Here is a 14,843-nt window from a genome sequence, read left to right on the forward strand (position 1 = left end):
TCATTAAGGAATACAACATGGATATCAGCCAATTTTCGCAAATCAATCCACCACAGCGTCTGCTGATGGGACCGGGCCCGATCAATGCCGATCCGCGCGTGCTGCGCGCCATGTCGAGCCAGCTGATTGGTCAGTACGATCCGGCGATGACGCACTACATGAACGAAGTGATGGCGCTGTACCGTGGCGTATTTCGCACTGAAAACCGCTGGACGATGCTGATCGACGGCACCTCGCGCGCCGGAATCGAAGCGATCCTGCTGTCGGCGATCCGTCCAGGCGACAAAGTACTGGTGCCGGTATTTGGCCGTTTTGGTCACCTGTTGTGTGAAATTGCCCGTCGCTGCCGCGCGGAAGTACATACCATTGAAGTGCCGTGGGGCGAAGTGTTTACCCCGGATCAGATTGAAGATGCGATCAAAAAGGTGCAGCCGCGCCTGCTGCTGACGGTGCAGGGCGACACCTCCACCACCATGCTGCAGCCGCTGGAAGAACTGGGCGCGATTTGCCAGAAATATGGCGTGCTTTTTTATACTGATGCCACCGCCTCGCTCGGCGGTAATGCGCTGGAAACCGATGCGTGGGGCCTTGATGCGGTCTCCGCTGGCATGCAGAAATGCCTTGGTGGACCGTCCGGCACCTCGCCGATCACCCTCAGTCCGCAGATGGAAGCGGCGATCCGCAAGCGTAAGTGCGTGGAGGAGGGCATCCGCACTGCCGATCATCAGGATGGCGACGACGAGATGATCTACTCCAACTATTTCGATCTCGGCATGATCATGGATTACTGGGGCCCGGAACGCCTCAACCACCACACCGAAGCCACCACCGCGCTGTTTGGCGCACGAGAATGTGCGCGGCTGATGATGCAGGAAGGAGTTGATAACGGTATCGCACGCCATAAGCTGCACGGCGATGCGCTGCTGAAAGGCATTCAGGGCATGGGCCTGGAAACCTTCGGCGATCTTAAACACAAAATGAATAACGTGCTCGGCGTGGTGATCCCGCAGGGCGTGAATGGCGATCGGGTACGTAAACTGGTGCTGGAAGATTTCGGCATCGAAATCGGCACTTCGTTTGGGCCGCTGCACGGCAAAGTGTGGCGCATCGGCACTATGGGTTACAACGCGCGCAAAGATTGCGTGATGCAAACCCTCAGCGCGCTGGAAGCGGTGCTGAATCACGTGGGTTTCCGCACCACGCAAGGCGCCGCGCTGCAGGCGGCGTGGGATCTCTACGGGAGCCGCGCATGACACAAAGCCTGATGAGCGCCAGCGAGGCACAATCTGCCGCCGCGCGCGTCATGGCGCGCTGTGACACGTTAGCGGCGATCAGTGAAAGCGAAGAGGGGCTGACGCGCGTTTATCTGTCGCCGGAACAGCTGCGCGCTAACGCACGCGTGGCTGAGTGGATGCAGGCTGCGGGCATGACGACGTGGCAGGATGCGGTGGGCAACATCTGTGGCCGCTATGAAGCGGCGCAGCCGGGCGCGCAGGCGCTGCTGCTCGGTTCGCATCTGGATACGGTGCGCAATGCCGGTCGCTATGACGGCATGCTCGGCGTGTTAAGCGCTATCGAAACCGTGCAGTGGCTGCACGATCGTCAGCAGCGTTTGCCGCTGGCGATAGAGATTGTCGGCTTTGGCGATGAAGAGGGCACGCGTTTCGGCATTACGCTGCTCGGCAGCCGTGGCATTACCGGCAGCTGGCCCGAAAGTTGGGTCACGCATCCGGATGGCAACGGTATCACCGTGGCGGAAGCGATGCAGGATGTCGGTTTCGATGCAGCAAAAATCCTCGACGCGGCGCGCGAGGTGAATGACATCGCGGCCTATCTGGAATTGCATATTGAACAAGGTCCGTGTCTCGAGCAGGAAGATTTGGCGCTCGGCGTAGTTACCGCGATTAACGGCGCGCGTCGTCTGAACTGCAGTTTTGTTGGCGAAGCGGGCCACGCCGGCACCGTGCCGATGACGCATCGCAAAGATGCGCTGGCCGCCGCTGCCGAATGGATGGTGTTTATTGAACACACTACGCAGCAGCAGGATCCGCAGCTGGTGGCGACGGTGGGCACGCTAAGCTGCTTGCCGGGTGCGGTTAACGTGATTCCCGGTGAAGTACAGCTTTCGCTCGATGTGCGCGGTCCGCAGGATGAGCCGCTGGAGCGCTTGCTCTCGACGCTGCTGACTCAGGCGCAGGCGATTGCGCTGCGTCGCGGCTTAACCTTCAGCGCCAACGAGTATTACCACATTGCCGCCACCGCCTGTGATGCGCGCTTGCAGCAGGCGCTGAGCCATGCGGTGGAAACCGTGCAGGGGCGCAGCCTGTCGCTGCCAAGCGGCGCGGGTCATGATGCGATTGCCATCGCCGAGCGCTGGCCGGTGGGGATGCTGTTTGTGCGCAATCATCGCGGTATTAGCCATCATCCGGCGGAATCGGTGCAGGCTGACGATGTGGCGCTGGGCGTGCAGGCCTATCTGCAAGCAGTTTGCGATATCGCCCGCGTATAAAGGAACAAATATGGATTTGGTCAGCTTTAATCAGTTGCCACCCGAAGCGGCACAGGCGGCGATTGCGCACTGCGTGGCGATTCCGGCCTGGCAACAGGCGCTGGTGGCAGCGCGACCTTTTGCCGATATGGCGGCGCTGCAGGCAACCGCCGATCGTCTGGCACAGCTGTGGCATGCTGATGAATTGAGTCAGGCGCTGAGCGCCCACCCGCGCATTGGTGATAAGGTGGCGGGGGCAGATAAAGATGCAGCGCTGTCGCGCAAGGAGCAGTCAGCGATGCAGCAGGCTAGCGGCGCACTGCAGCTGGCGATGCTGGCGGGCAATCAAACCTACGAGCAGCGTTTTGGTCGGGTATTCCTGATTCGCGCCACAGGGCGCAGCGGCGAGGAGATGCTGGCGGAATTACAGCGCCGGCTGAACAATGATGCGGAGAGTGAACAGCGTGAAGCGCTGGCGCAGCTGCGCGAAATCACCCTATTACGCCTGAAGGAGAGCATCAGATGAGCACCATTACTACCCACATTTTGGATACCGCGCTGGGAAAACCAGCGATTGGCGTGGCGGTTTCGCTCGAGCAAAACAGCCCGGAAGGCTGGCTGCCGCTGGTGGAAGGCGAAACCGACAGCGACGGGCGCATCAAAGATTTAACGCCCGAGCCGCTCGCGCCCGGTCATTATCGTTTGACGGCAGAGATCGGCGATTATTTTGCGGGTGCAGGACGTGATGCGTTGTATGTGAGTGCGCAGATCGATTTCGTGATTGGCGCGACGGGCAGCCACTATCATCTGCCGTTTCTGATTTCGCCGTGGTCGTGGTCGACGTACCGCGGTAGTTGATCCGCGCTGTAGTACGCCTGGTGCGCATCAATGCGCACCCTATAAAAACCGTCGGGTCGCCATTCATGGCGACCAATTGTATAAATGCGCACCTGACAAACGTGGCTGCGGCGGTCGTAGGGTCGCCATTCATGGCGACCAATTGCACAAATGCGCACCTGACAAACGTGGCTGCGGCGGTTGTAGAGGCGCCATTCATGGCGACCAATTGTATAAATGCGCACTGCATCACACGGCTGCGCTTGAAAGCCAGTAACTATCAAAACCTTCGGTTCATCCAAATATATTCTTGGCTCAAGTGCGGCTAATCTTAGTCGCATTAAAGAAAGCAATGTGAAGCCAATGGAGCCGAAAAATGAGCACGCACGACAATAACGATAATGCAGCAGCCTCAGGTAAATGCCCCTTTCATCACGGGGCTTCAGAAGAGAAGAGCGTATTAGCACGCGGCGCCGGTAGTGGGACATCTAACCGCGATTGGTGGCCCAATATGCTGCGTGTCGATCTGTTAAACCAGCACTCCAACCGTTCCAACCCACTCAGTGATACCTTCAACTACCGCGACGAATTCAGCAAACTTGATTACTCCGCATTAAAAGCCGACATCCGCGCCATTCTCACCGATTCGCAATCCTGGTGGCCAGCCGACTGGGGCAGCTATATCGGGCTGTTCATTCGCATGGCGTGGCACAGCGCGGGCACCTATCGCACCATCGATGGTCGCGGCGGTTCAGGGCGTGGGCAGCAGCGTTTTGCCCCGCTTAACTCGTGGCCGGATAACGTCAGCCTTGATAAAGCGCGTCGTCTGCTGTGGCCGGTGAAACAAAAATACGGTCAGAAAATTTCCTGGGCCGATCTCTACATTCTGGCGGGTAACGTCTCGCTGGAAAACGCCGGCTTCCGCACCTTCGGCTTTGGTGCCGGTCGTGAAGACGTGTGGGAACCGGATATGGATGTGGATTGGGGCCACGAAACCGAATGGTTGGCACATCGCCATCCCGAAGCGCTGGCTAACGCTCCGCTGGGCGCGACTGAAATGGGTCTGATCTACGTTAACCCGGAAGGTCCGGAAGCCAGCGGCGATCCGAAATCCGCCGCACCGGCCATTCGCGCCACCTTCGGCAACATGGGCATGAACGATGAAGAGATCGTCGCGCTGATCGCCGGTGGTCATACGTTGGGTAAAACCCACGGCGCGGCTGCGGCCAGCCATGTGGGTGTCGATCCGGAAGCCTCACCGATTGAAGCGCAGGGCCTTGGCTGGAGCAGCAGCTACGGCAGCGGCGTCGGCAAAGATGCCATTACTTCTGGCCTGGAAGTGGTGTGGACACAAACGCCAACGCAGTGGAGCAACTACTTCTTCGAAAACCTGTTCAAATACGAGTGGGTACAGACGCACAGCCCAGCAGGCGCGATTCAGTTCGAAGCGGTGGATGCCGAAGCGATTATCCCGGATCCGTTTGATCCCGAGAAAAAACGCAAGCCGACCATGCTGGTTACCGATTTGACGCTGCGTTTTGATGAAGAGTTCGGCAAGATCTCGCGCCGCTTCCTCAACGATCCGCAGGCGTTTAACGAAGCCTTTGCTCGTGCCTGGTTCAAACTGACGCACCGTGATATGGGGCCGAAAGCGCGTTACATCGGTCCGGAAGTGCCGAAAGAAGATCTGATCTGGCAGGATCCGTTACCGCAGGCCATTCATCAGCCAACGCCGGCGGATATTAGCGATATCAAAGCGCGTATTGCGGCGTCAGGTTTGAGCGTAAGCCAGCTGGTTTCTGCCGCCTGGGCTTCGGCATCAACCTTCCGCGGTGGTGACAAACGCGGCGGTGCAAACGGTGCGCGTCTGGCACTGGCTCCGCAAAACGGTTGGGCGGTCAACGCCAGCGTTATTAGTGATGTACTGCCGACCCTGCAGAAGATTCAGCAGGAATCGGGCAAAGCTTCACTCGCTGACGTGATTGTGCTGGCGGGCAGCGTCGGTATCGAGCTGGCTGCAGCTGCGGCGGGTGTGGCGACACAAGTTCCGTTTACGCCAGGCCGCGTTGATGCGCGTCAGGATCAAACCGATATCGAGTCGTTCAACTTCCTGCAGCCGCTGGCGGATGGTTTCCGTAACTATCGCCGCATCGCCAAAGGTTCTTCGACGGAAACGTTGCTGCTGGATAAAGCGCAGCAGCTGACGCTGAGTGCGCCAGAGCTGACGGCATTGATTGGCGGTTTGCGCGTGTTAGGGACTAACTTTGACGGCGGCCAGCACGGCGTGTTCACCGATCGCGTTGGCGTGCTGAGCAACGACTTCTTCGTTAATCTGCTCGACATGCGTACCGCATGGAAAGCTACCGATGAGAGCGAGGAGCTATTTGAAGGTCGCGATCGTCTGACGGGAGAAGTGAAGTTCAGCGCCACACGTGCCGACCTGGTGTTTGGTTCGAACGCTATTTTGCGCGCCCTGGCGGAAGTTTACGCCAGCAGCGATGCGAAGCAGAAATTCGTGGCCGACTTCATCGCTGCCTGGACGAAAGTGATGAATCTGGATCGGTTCGAGCTGTAATTCAATAAACCAAAATAAACCCCCGGCTAGCCGGGGTTTTTTATTACTTCAACATATAAGCATCCGCATCGCGCCACGCCGGGAAGCGTTCGCGGTAGGCTTGTAGCTCTTCCAGTGACAGCTCAGCGTCGAGGCGCGCGCGTGCAAAAGGCTCACCGCTTGCCAGAATCTCACCCTGTGGCGAAATAATCCGGCTATCGCCGCTGTATTGATGCTGATTGCCATCGCTGCCAACGCGGTTGCAGCCGGCGACGTAAGCCTGGTTCTCAATCGCACGCGCCAGCAGCAGTGATTGCCAATGCAGCGCACGCGGCGCTGGCCAGTTGGCGACATACAGTGCCAGATCGTAATCATTATGATTGCGCGAAAATACCGGAAAGCGCAGGTCGTAACATATTTGCGGCAGAATGCGCCAGCCGCGCCACTCAAACACTGCGCGCGTTTCACCCGCCACATAGTGCTGATGTTCATTGGCCATGCGGAACAGATGGCGTTTGTCATATTGATGCAGCGTGCCGTTGGGTTCCACCAGCAGGAAACGGTTAACCGCGCCTTTCGCCGTCTGAATTGCTGCGCTACCGCCGACTAAAGCATTGCTGGTTTGCGCGTGTGCGTGCAGCCACGCCACCACGTCATCCTGCGGCAGCGAGCCTTCGGCGGCTTCCATGGCAAAGCCGGTGGTAAACATCTCTGGCAGCAGAATGATGTCGCGGCCTTCAATACCTTTCAGTACGCCATCAAAATGGTGCAAATTAGCCGCGCCATCCATCCAGCTCAGCGTTTCCTGCAGAACGGTAATTTTTAAAGCTGACATAAGCGCTCCGCAGCGGCGTCGAGCGTCGCTTCCTGTTTGGCAAAGCACAGGCGAATCAGCTTGTGCGGGAAAGGATCGGCGCAGAACACCGAAAGGGGGATGGCCGCCACGCCGACCTCTTTGGTCAGCAGCTGGCAGAAACTCACGTCATCCAGATCGGAAATGGCGCCGTAATCCACCAGCAGGAAGTAGGTGCCTTCACACGGTAACACCTTAAACCGGCTGCCCGCGAGTGCCGCGATCAGCCGATCTCGGCGGCCACGGTAGAACGCTGACAGCTCACGATAGTGTTCGGGTTCCTGGCGCAGCATATCGGCAATCGCTAACTGCGCTGGCGTATTGACTGAAAACGTCAAATACTGATGCACCTTGCGGATTTCGGCGCTGATCGCGGCTGGTGCGATGCAATAACCCACTTTCCAGCCGGTCATATGGAAGGTTTTACCAAATGACGACACGGCAATAGCGCGCTGACGCAGGTCGGCATGCGCTAATACGCTGGTGTGACCTTCGTCGGCAAAGCAGATGTGTTCATAGACTTCATCGCTCAGCACATAAATTTCCTGCTCTGCAATCGCCTGCCACAGTTCGGCATAATCGCTTTTATGCCATACGGTGGCGGAAGGGTTGTGCGGCGTATTCAGAATCACTAAGCGGGTTTTGGCGCTTAGCAGCGTGCGGAATTCAAACCAATCAACGCGAAATTCTGGTGGCTGCAGCGCGACGCGTTTCAACACGCCGCCGGCGAGCTGAACAGCAGGTGCATAGCTGTCATAGCTGGGATCGAAGCAGATCACTTCATCGCCCTGGCGTACCAGCGCGGTGATCGCGGCGTAGAGCGCTTCGGTAGCGCCGGCGGTCACGGTAATGTCGCTGTTAACGTCGGGCTTGTGGCCGTAAAGTTCGGCGGTTTTCTCTACGATGGCTTCACGGAGTGGCAGCGCGCCGATCATCGGTGCATATTGGTTCGCGCCCTGGCTAACGTGATAGGCCAAACGTTCTTGCAGATAGCGTGGACCGTCGAAGTCGGGAAAGCCCTGCGAAAGATTGATAGCGTTGTGCTGCTGGGCTAACGCGCTCATTTGCGTAAAAATGGTGGTGCCGAGCGCCGGTAATTTGCTCTCGGGGATCAGGTTGTGCTGCGTCATTATTTGTGGCCTTAAGCGCGAATGTCGTTGCGGAGAAACCCTGTGTTGCTGCCACTATAAACAGGATGTTAATATTTGGCAATCGAGACGCTTAGACGTCTAAACTAACCTGCGGAGCCTGTATATCGCTATGACGGATTTTCTCCCACTGGAGCATTTAGTGGCCGCCTGCCACTGGATTGGTGGCAAAGGCTGGGCACCCGCCACTGGCGGTAATATGTCGGTGCGGCAGGACGCAGAATATTGTCTGCTGAGCGCGTCAGGGAAAGATAAAGGCAGCCTGACGCGTGATGATTTTATTCAGGTAGAGATTGCGAATAACGCCGTGCCATCCGGGCGCACGCCATCGGCGGAAACCGGTTTGCATACCTTGATTTATCGCCTTTTCCCCCAAGCTGGCGCGGTATTGCATACCCACACCGTCAACTCCACCGTGCTGTCGCGCGTTGAGCAGGGAGATGCGCTGCGGTTAAGTGGCTATGAAATGCAGAAAACGCTGGCCGGCCAGCAGACGCACCTTAATACCATTGCCATTCCTTTATTCGATAACGATCAGGATATTGACGCGCTGGCGCAGCGTATTGCCGCCTTTGCAGCAAACACCCCGCTGCAATATGGCTTTTTGCTGCGCGGCCACGGCTTGACCTGCTGGGGCAAAGATGTGAACGAAGCGCGCCGCCACCTGGAAGGGCTGGAATTCCTGTTTGAATGTGAACTGCAACGTCGCCTGCTGGAGGCTAAATGATCCGCGCCATTGTTACCGATATTGAAGGCACCACCAGCGATATCCAGTTCGTGCACAGCGTTTTGTTCCCCTATGCCCGCCAGCATTTGGCCGCCTTTGTGCGCGAGAAGCATGCAGATGAAGATGTGGCTGCCGCACTAAACGCGGTGCGTGACGAAGCGGGCACACCGCAGGCCACGCTTGATGAGCTGATTACCACGCTGATGGGTTATATCGATGAAGATCGCAAGTCGCCGGGCCTCAAGGCATTGCAGGGGATGATCTGGCGCGCGGGTTATGTTGACGGCCAGTTTACCGGCCACCTTTATCCCGATGTGCTGCCAGCGTTTGAACGCTGGCAGCAGCAAGGTATTAGCCTGTATGTTTATTCCTCCGGATCGATCGCCGCGCAAAAACTGTTATTTGGCTACAGCGATGAAGGTGATTTAACCTCGCTGTTTAGCGGCTATTTTGATACCGGCGTTGGCGCGAAACGTGAAACGCAATCGTATCGCACTATCGCCGAAAAAATCGGCCACGCGCCGGGCTCGTTGTTGTTCTTGTCGGACATCCATCAGGAACTCGACGCGGCGGCGGAAGCGGGCTGGCACACGGTGCAGTTAATTCGTGGCGAGGCGGATAACGCCAGTCGTCATCACCAGGTAAATGATTTTTCCCAGATTAAACCGGAGTCGATTTAACATGAGCGCATTGACCATTTTTACCGATACCGAAGCCCATCAGCCGGTGTGGCACAGCACCGATGCCTCAGCGATTCGCGACCGCCTGAATGCTAAAAACGTGCGCTTTGAACGCTGGGAAGCCGATCGTGATTTGGGGGCGAATCCCGATGCAGAGACGGTGATTAACGCCTATCAACATGCGATAGATCGACTGGTCGCTGAGAAGGGTTATCAGAGCTGGGACGTGCTGAGCATGCGGGCGGATAATCCGCAGAAAGCGGAGTTGCGCGCTAAGTTTCTCAATGAACACACGCACAGCGAAGATGAGGTGCGTTTCTTCGTTGAGGGGTCAGGGCTGTTCTGCCTGCATTTGGATGGCGAGGTTTATCAGATTCTGTGTGAGAAGAACGATTTGATTTCCGTGCCAGCGGGTACCGCGCACTGGTTTGATATGGGATCTGAGCCGCACTTTACTGCGATTCGTATTTTCGATAACCAGGAAGGCTGGGTAGCGAACTTTACCGGCGACAAGATTGCCGATGCCTATCCGCGCCTGGCGTGATCATGGGGCGGCATGAATGCCGCCCCTACAACCATGTGCCAACCGTAAGGTCGTCATTTATGACGACCACTAATCAACGGCAATCAGCTTACGGCTGAAAAATCCCTTCCTGAACTTGCGCTGGCGTGACCACGCCAGTATCCAGCACCCAACCGCTAATCAGCGCTGCAGGCGTGACGTCAAACGCCGGGTTATACACCGCTGCGTTGGCGGGTGCCCACTGCACGCTGCCAAAACTGCCCGCTACGCCCGTCACTTCGCTGGCGGCGCGCTGTTCAATCGGTATTGCGCCACCGTTCGGACATAAGCGATCCAGCGTGGTATGCGGTGCCGCCACATAGAAGGGAATGCCGTGATACTGCGCCAGCACGGCCAGGCTGTAAGTGCCAATCTTATTCGCCACATCGCCATTGGCAGCAATGCGATCCGCACCCACCCAAATCGCATCGACCACGCCGCGCGCCATCAAACTGGCGGCCATCGAATCGGTGATCAACTGATAGGGAATATTCAGCTCGCCAAGTTCCCACGCGGTTAAACGCCCACCTTGCAGCAGCGGTCGGGTTTCATCTACCCAGACATTTTTCACCAAGCCCTGCTGATGGGCATAGGCAATCACGCCGAGCGCCGTACCGACGCCCGCCGTCGCCAGCCCACCGGTATTACAGTGCGTCAGCAACTGGCTATCCGGTTTCACCAGCGTGCTCCCGGCGCGAGCGATGTTGTCGCATAGCTGTTTATCTTCCGCCACCAGCCGCAGTGCTTCGGCACTGAGCGCCGCGCCATAATCGTGCTCAGCGAGCGCCGTTTTCATGCGATCAAGATTGTTCATTAAGTTCACCGCCGTTGGACGAGCGGCGCGCAGCACGTTAAGCGCTTCAGCCAGTTCGGGGCGCGTTGCACCTTGCTCGGCGAGCAGCGCCAGCAACAAACTGGCGGAGAGGCCAATCAATGGCGCTCCGCGCACGCGCAGGGCGTGAATATGATCAACCAGCTGAGCAACGCTATGCGCAGGCTGCCAGTTTTTCTGTTGCGGCAGCGCCTGCTGGTCAAGGATCCACAGTTGATTATTGCGGACCTCAAGGCTGGTGGTGCGAAGTGTTTGCATGATGTGAAATCCCTGTTGCGTTGATGCTGGCTATTGTGCCAACATGCTTAACGGATGTATAGACGTCTGAACGGCTTATTACTATCGAAACTCGAGGAACAGGCAATGTCGCAATACCGTACGTTCACCGCTGCCGATGCTGTGGAATATGCTAAAAAATTTGGCGGTGTTGACGACCCGTCCACGCTGGTGAGCGCTGAAGAGATCGGGGATGGCAATCTCAACCTGGTATTTAAGATTTTCGATAATCAAGGCCGCAGCCGTGTGGTCGTCAAGCAGGCGCTGCCGTATGTGCGCTGCGTGGGCGAGTCATGGCCGCTCACGCTGGATCGCGCGCGTCTGGAGGCGCAGACGCTGGTTGAACACTACAAATATTGTCCTCAGCACACCGTTAACATCACGCATTACGACGCAGACTTAGCGGTGATGGTGATGGAAGATCTCTCCAGCTATCGCATCTGGCGCGGCGAGCTGGTGAAAGGCGCCTACTACCCGCTGGCAGGCCGTCAGGTAGGGGAATATCTCGCACAGACGCTGTTCCATACTTCCGATTTCTTCCTGCATCCCCACAAGAAAAAAGCGGAAGTCGCGCGTTTTATTAATCCGGAAATGTGTGAAATTACAGAAGACCTGTTCTTCAACGATCCCTTTACCGATCACGAACGCAACAGCTATCCCACCGCGCTGGAATCGTTGGTGGTTAGCCTGCGCACCGACGACGCACTCAAAATCGCCGTCGCGGGACTGAAGCACCGCTTTTTCGCTGATGCGGAAGCGCTGCTGCACGGTGATGTTCATAGTGGCTCGATCTTCGTGGCAGATGGCAGCCTGAAAGTGATCGATGCCGAGTTTGGCTACTTTGGACCGATCGGCTTTGACGTCGGCAGCGCTATTGGCAACCTGCTGATTAATTACTGCTGCCTGCCGGGCCTGCTGGCCCCGCGTGAAGCGGCGGAAGGGCGTGAGCGTCGCTTGAGTGACGTACACGATATCTGGAGCCACTTTGCTAGCCGCTTCCTTGAGCTGGCACAGGAAAAAACCACCGACGTGGCGCTGGCTTATCCCGGCTATGCCGCATCGTTCCTGCAAAAAGTCTGGCGCGACACCATTGGCTACTGCGGCACTGAGTTGATTCGACGTACCGTAGGTATGTCACATGTTGCGGATTTCAAACAGATTGAAGATGTGACGATGCGCACTGAATGCATCCGCAGCTGCATAACGCTGGGACGCACGCTGATTTTAGCCGCCGATCATGTTGCGGATGTTGATGCGTTGATTGCGCGGATTCGCCAGGCGGGCTGAATTTCTGATAAAAAAAAGCCTCCAGAAGGAGGCTTTTCGTTTTTATGCGGCTTCACTTGCTCGTGGGTTAGGCTTGCTTTGCGGCTTGGGGACCGCCAGCGCCTCGGGAGCAAAATCATCCACGTTAATCGCTTTCAGGCGGCTTGCTTCAGCGCGCACCAGTACCTGGGCTTCGCTCTCATCAATCCATCCCTCTTGCAGCGCACGCTGCGCCAGCGCATCCAGCCGGGTAAACGGCAGATGTTTTTTCTGCTGCTGGCACAGGCGATCGTGAATTACTTCTGCTGCCATGACATCCTGCAGCGCTTGCTCCAGCTGACCGGCCGGATTGTGCGCGCTGGGTGCCAGATACTGGCCGCGGCCTAAACGGGTGCGCGTGGCGGAGGGCAGTTGCAGCAGTTTCGCCAGTTTATGATCCAGCTTATCTGATGGAGCAGGGCAGTGATGACCGCCAGCGAAAATCACCAGACGCAGCGCACCGGCTACCATGCGATTTGGGAAGTTGCGCAGCAGATCATCCATCGCTACCTCGGCCTGATGCAACGCATCCTGCACCCCCCAATGCACCAGCGGTAAATCAGCCTCGTTACGGCCTTCATCGTCATAGCGTTTCAGCGTGGCCGATGCCAGATACATTTGGCTGAGTACATCGCCGAGGCGCGCCGAGATGCGTTCGCGACGCTTCAGGCTGCCACCCAGTACCGCCATCGATACATCCGACAACAGCGCGAGGTTGGCACTTAAACGGTTGAGATGCTGATAATAGCGGCGCGTAACGTCGCGGGTTGGCGTGGCACTGGTACGGCCGCCGGTTAAACCCAGCCACAGGCTGCGTACTTTATTGCTGCCCACGTGGCCGATATGGCTGAACAGCGCGCGGTCAAAGGTAATCAAATCGTTTTTCGCCGCGGCGTTCATCTCTTCCAGCACCCATGGATGGCAGCGAATGGCGCCCTGACCAAAGATAATCATGCTACGCGTCAAAATGTTGGCGCCTTCCACGGTGATGGCGATCGGCGCGCCCTGGTAAGCGCGGGCCAGGAAGTTGTTTTCGCCCAGCATGATGCCTTTACCACCGGCGATATCCATCGCATCGATGATGGCGCGCTGGCCGCGATGGGTGCAGTGATACTTCACAATCGCTGACAGCACCGCCGGTTTCTCACCGAGCATGATGCCGCTGGTGATAAGCGTCGCAGCGGCGTCCATCACGTAGGCGTTGCCGGCGATGCGTGCCAGCGGCTCTTCAATCCCTTCCATCTTACCGATGGAAAGTTTGAACTGGCGGCGAATGTGCGCATAGGCACCGGTTGCCAATGCCATACTCTTCACGCTGCCGGTAGAGTTGGATGGCAGCGTAATACCACGGCCTACAGACAAGCACTCCACCAGCATACGCCAGCCCTGGCCGGCCATCGACGGACCACCGATGATGAAATCGATGGGTACGAAGATATCTTTACCGCGCGTTGGGCCGTTCTGGAACGGCACATTAAGCGGGAAATGACGCTGGCCAATCTCCACGCCAGGCGTGTGCGTAGGGATCAGTGCACAAGTAATCCCCAGCTGTTCCGTCTCGCCCAGCAGATGGTCCGGATCGGAAAGCTTAAACGCCAGGCCGAGTACGGTCGCGATCGGTGCCAGCGTAATATAACGTTTGTTCCAGGTGAGGCGCATGCCCAGCACCTGCTGACCTTGCCAGTCACCCATGCACACGACGCCGGTATCAGGAATAGCGCCGGCATCAGATCCGGCTTCCGGGCTGGTCAACGCAAAGCAGGGAATTTCGTCACCGCGTGCCAGACGCGGCAGATAGTGATCCTTCTGCTCATCGGTACCGTAATGCTGCAGTAACTCGCCTGGGCCAAGTGAGTTTGGTACGCCGACGGTAATCGCCAGAATGCCGGAAACGCCGGCCAGTTTTTGCAGCACGCGCGCCTGCGCATAAGCTGAGAACTCCAGGCCGCCGTACTCTTTCTTAATGATCATGGCGAAGAAGCGATGCTGCTTCAGATACGCCCACAGCTCCGGCGGTAGATCGGCCATTTCATGGGTGATTTCGAAGTCGTTCGCCATGCGGCATGCTTCTTCCACCGGGCCATCAATAAAGGCCTGTTCCTCTTCGGTCAGTCGCGGTTGCGGATAGTTGTGCAGCTTCTGCCAATCCGGCTTTCCGCGGAACAGATCGCCTTCCCACCAGGTGGTGCCCGCGTCAATCGCCTCTTTTTCGGTGCGTGACATCGGTGGCATCACTTTCTGGAAGCTGCGCAGCGCCGGTTTTGAAAACATGCTGCGGCGCAGTGCAGGCAGGTTAAACGGCAGCAGGATAATCGCCAGCGGCACCAGCAGCCACGGGGTCCAGAGGCCAGCGGCCGCGAGTGCGCCGGTCCATAGCAGCAATATGACGCTGCTCAGCTGCAGGGAGATTTGGTGGTAAAACAAGACGCTAAGTAAAATTAGCGTCGCAACAATTGAGGCAACCAACATAATGAACCACTCCATAAGTAGTAAGAGGTCTGACCTGTTATGGGTGTAGGTTTAGAATAGCGGGCAAAATTTATCAATCTGTTTACATCGCAATTACAACCCAACTCACAAA

General features: G+C 57.3%; 13 protein-coding genes. 9 read left to right on the forward strand and 4 right to left on the reverse strand.

The genetic code is table 11. From position 1 onward, the window contains the following. The first annotated feature begins 17 nt into the window (after positions 1-17). The 5 genes from ACIP6T_RS00130 (at position 18) to katG (ending at position 5,900) form a co-directional block, all read left to right on the forward strand. The gene (locus ACIP6T_RS00130) at positions 18-1,253 is read left to right on the forward strand and encodes an alanine--glyoxylate aminotransferase family protein (RefSeq protein ID WP_345827219.1); all 1,236 of its coding nucleotides are present in this window, start codon (positions 18-20) and stop codon (positions 1,251-1,253) included. After that, a complete protein-coding gene (gene hpxK, locus ACIP6T_RS00135; RefSeq protein WP_400454677.1) occupies positions 1,250-2,509 on the forward strand; it encodes an allantoate amidohydrolase in 1,260 nt (419 codons plus the stop codon). Before ACIP6T_RS00130 ends, hpxK begins: the two co-directional genes overlap by 4 nt. A gap of 10 nt (positions 2,510-2,519) precedes the next feature. Then, a complete protein-coding gene (gene uraD / locus ACIP6T_RS00140; RefSeq protein ID WP_400454680.1) occupies positions 2,520-3,014 on the forward strand; it encodes a 2-oxo-4-hydroxy-4-carboxy-5-ureidoimidazoline decarboxylase in 495 nt (164 codons plus the stop codon). Continuing rightward, a complete protein-coding gene (uraH, locus tag ACIP6T_RS00145) occupies positions 3,011-3,346 on the forward strand; it encodes a hydroxyisourate hydrolase (RefSeq protein WP_097094832.1) in 336 nt (111 codons plus the stop codon). The genes uraD and uraH overlap by 4 nt, the downstream gene beginning before the upstream one ends. A 355-nt stretch (positions 3,347-3,701) precedes the next feature. Further along, entirely contained in the window at positions 3,702-5,900 is a 2,199-nt protein-coding gene (gene katG, locus ACIP6T_RS00150; protein ID WP_400454682.1) for a catalase/peroxidase HPI, read from the forward strand. A gap of 43 nt (positions 5,901-5,943) precedes the next feature. On the opposite strand, the gene ACIP6T_RS00155 is transcribed toward katG, so the two are convergent. Both ACIP6T_RS00155 and ACIP6T_RS00160 read right to left on the reverse strand, forming a co-directional pair. Then, a complete protein-coding gene (locus ACIP6T_RS00155; protein ID WP_400454685.1) occupies positions 5,944-6,714 on the reverse strand; it encodes an amidohydrolase in 771 nt (256 codons plus the stop codon). Then, the gene (locus tag ACIP6T_RS00160) at positions 6,702-7,862 is read right to left on the reverse strand and encodes a pyridoxal phosphate-dependent aminotransferase (RefSeq protein WP_400454687.1); all 1,161 of its coding nucleotides are present in this window, start codon (positions 7,860-7,862) and stop codon (positions 6,702-6,704) included. The genes ACIP6T_RS00155 and ACIP6T_RS00160 overlap by 13 nt, the downstream gene beginning before the upstream one ends. A gap of 130 nt (positions 7,863-7,992) precedes the next feature. Here ACIP6T_RS00160 and ACIP6T_RS00165 point away from each other — a divergent pair, with 130 nt between their 5' ends. From ACIP6T_RS00165 to ACIP6T_RS00175, 3 genes are read left to right on the forward strand one after another with little or no spacing between them, the layout of a single operon-like run. Further along, positions 7,993-8,607 carry a methylthioribulose 1-phosphate dehydratase gene (locus tag ACIP6T_RS00165; protein WP_097094828.1) on the forward strand — a complete coding sequence of 205 codons (615 nt, stop codon included), beginning with the start codon at positions 7,993-7,995 and terminating at the stop codon, positions 8,605-8,607. Beyond that, positions 8,604-9,287, forward strand: coding sequence for an acireductone synthase (mtnC, locus tag ACIP6T_RS00170; RefSeq protein ID WP_400454689.1), 684 nt, complete (start codon positions 8,604-8,606; stop codon positions 9,285-9,287). Before ACIP6T_RS00165 ends, mtnC begins: the two co-directional genes overlap by 4 nt. A gap of 1 nt (position 9,288) precedes the next feature. Continuing rightward, positions 9,289-9,831 carry a 1,2-dihydroxy-3-keto-5-methylthiopentene dioxygenase gene (locus ACIP6T_RS00175; RefSeq protein WP_400454692.1) on the forward strand — a complete coding sequence of 181 codons (543 nt, stop codon included), beginning with the start codon at positions 9,289-9,291 and terminating at the stop codon, positions 9,829-9,831. An 88-nt stretch (positions 9,832-9,919) separates the two neighbouring features. On the opposite strand, the gene mtnA is transcribed toward ACIP6T_RS00175, so the two are convergent. Further along, complete coding sequence (gene mtnA, locus ACIP6T_RS00180; RefSeq protein ID WP_400454695.1) at positions 9,920-10,939, reverse strand: S-methyl-5-thioribose-1-phosphate isomerase; 1,020 nt, start codon at positions 10,937-10,939, stop codon at positions 9,920-9,922. Between the two features lie 105 nt (positions 10,940-11,044). Between mtnA and mtnK the strand changes: the two genes are divergently transcribed. Beyond that, entirely contained in the window at positions 11,045-12,244 is a 1,200-nt protein-coding gene (gene mtnK / locus ACIP6T_RS00185; RefSeq protein WP_400454696.1) for an S-methyl-5-thioribose kinase, read from the forward strand. A gap of 42 nt (positions 12,245-12,286) precedes the next feature. Here mtnK and fadE read toward each other — a convergent pair whose 3' ends face one another. Then, a complete protein-coding gene (gene fadE / locus ACIP6T_RS00190) occupies positions 12,287-14,731 on the reverse strand; it encodes an acyl-CoA dehydrogenase FadE (protein WP_400454698.1) in 2,445 nt (814 codons plus the stop codon). Between the last annotated feature and the right edge of the window lie 112 nt (positions 14,732-14,843).

The sequence above is a fragment of the Pantoea sp. NPDC088449 genome (genome assembly GCF_044753225.1).
GTDB lineage: Bacteria > Pseudomonadota > Gammaproteobacteria > Enterobacterales > Enterobacteriaceae > Pantoea > Pantoea floridensis.

Coding starts and splice junctions, on each gene's coding strand:
- mtnA (WP_400454695.1), bottom strand. CDS start 10,939: ATGCAAACACTTCGCACCACCAGCCTTGAGGTCCGCAATAATCAACTG.
- fadE (WP_400454698.1), bottom strand. CDS start 14,731: ATGTTGGTTGCCTCAATTGTTGCGACGCTAATTTTACTTAGCGTCTTG.
- mtnC (WP_400454689.1), top strand. CDS start 8,604: ATGATCCGCGCCATTGTTACCGATATTGAAGGCACCACCAGCGATATC.
- uraH (WP_097094832.1), top strand. CDS start 3,011: ATGAGCACCATTACTACCCACATTTTGGATACCGCGCTGGGAAAACCA.
- uraD (WP_400454680.1), top strand. CDS start 2,520: ATGGATTTGGTCAGCTTTAATCAGTTGCCACCCGAAGCGGCACAGGCG.
- katG (WP_400454682.1), top strand. CDS start 3,702: ATGAGCACGCACGACAATAACGATAATGCAGCAGCCTCAGGTAAATGC.
- ACIP6T_RS00155 (WP_400454685.1), bottom strand. CDS start 6,714: ATGTCAGCTTTAAAAATTACCGTTCTGCAGGAAACGCTGAGCTGGATG.
- ACIP6T_RS00130 (WP_345827219.1), top strand. CDS start 18: ATGGATATCAGCCAATTTTCGCAAATCAATCCACCACAGCGTCTGCTG.
- hpxK (WP_400454677.1), top strand. CDS start 1,250: ATGACACAAAGCCTGATGAGCGCCAGCGAGGCACAATCTGCCGCCGCG.
- ACIP6T_RS00175 (WP_400454692.1), top strand. CDS start 9,289: ATGAGCGCATTGACCATTTTTACCGATACCGAAGCCCATCAGCCGGTG.
- ACIP6T_RS00165 (WP_097094828.1), top strand. CDS start 7,993: ATGACGGATTTTCTCCCACTGGAGCATTTAGTGGCCGCCTGCCACTGG.
- mtnK (WP_400454696.1), top strand. CDS start 11,045: ATGTCGCAATACCGTACGTTCACCGCTGCCGATGCTGTGGAATATGCT.
- ACIP6T_RS00160 (WP_400454687.1), bottom strand. CDS start 7,862: ATGACGCAGCACAACCTGATCCCCGAGAGCAAATTACCGGCGCTCGGC.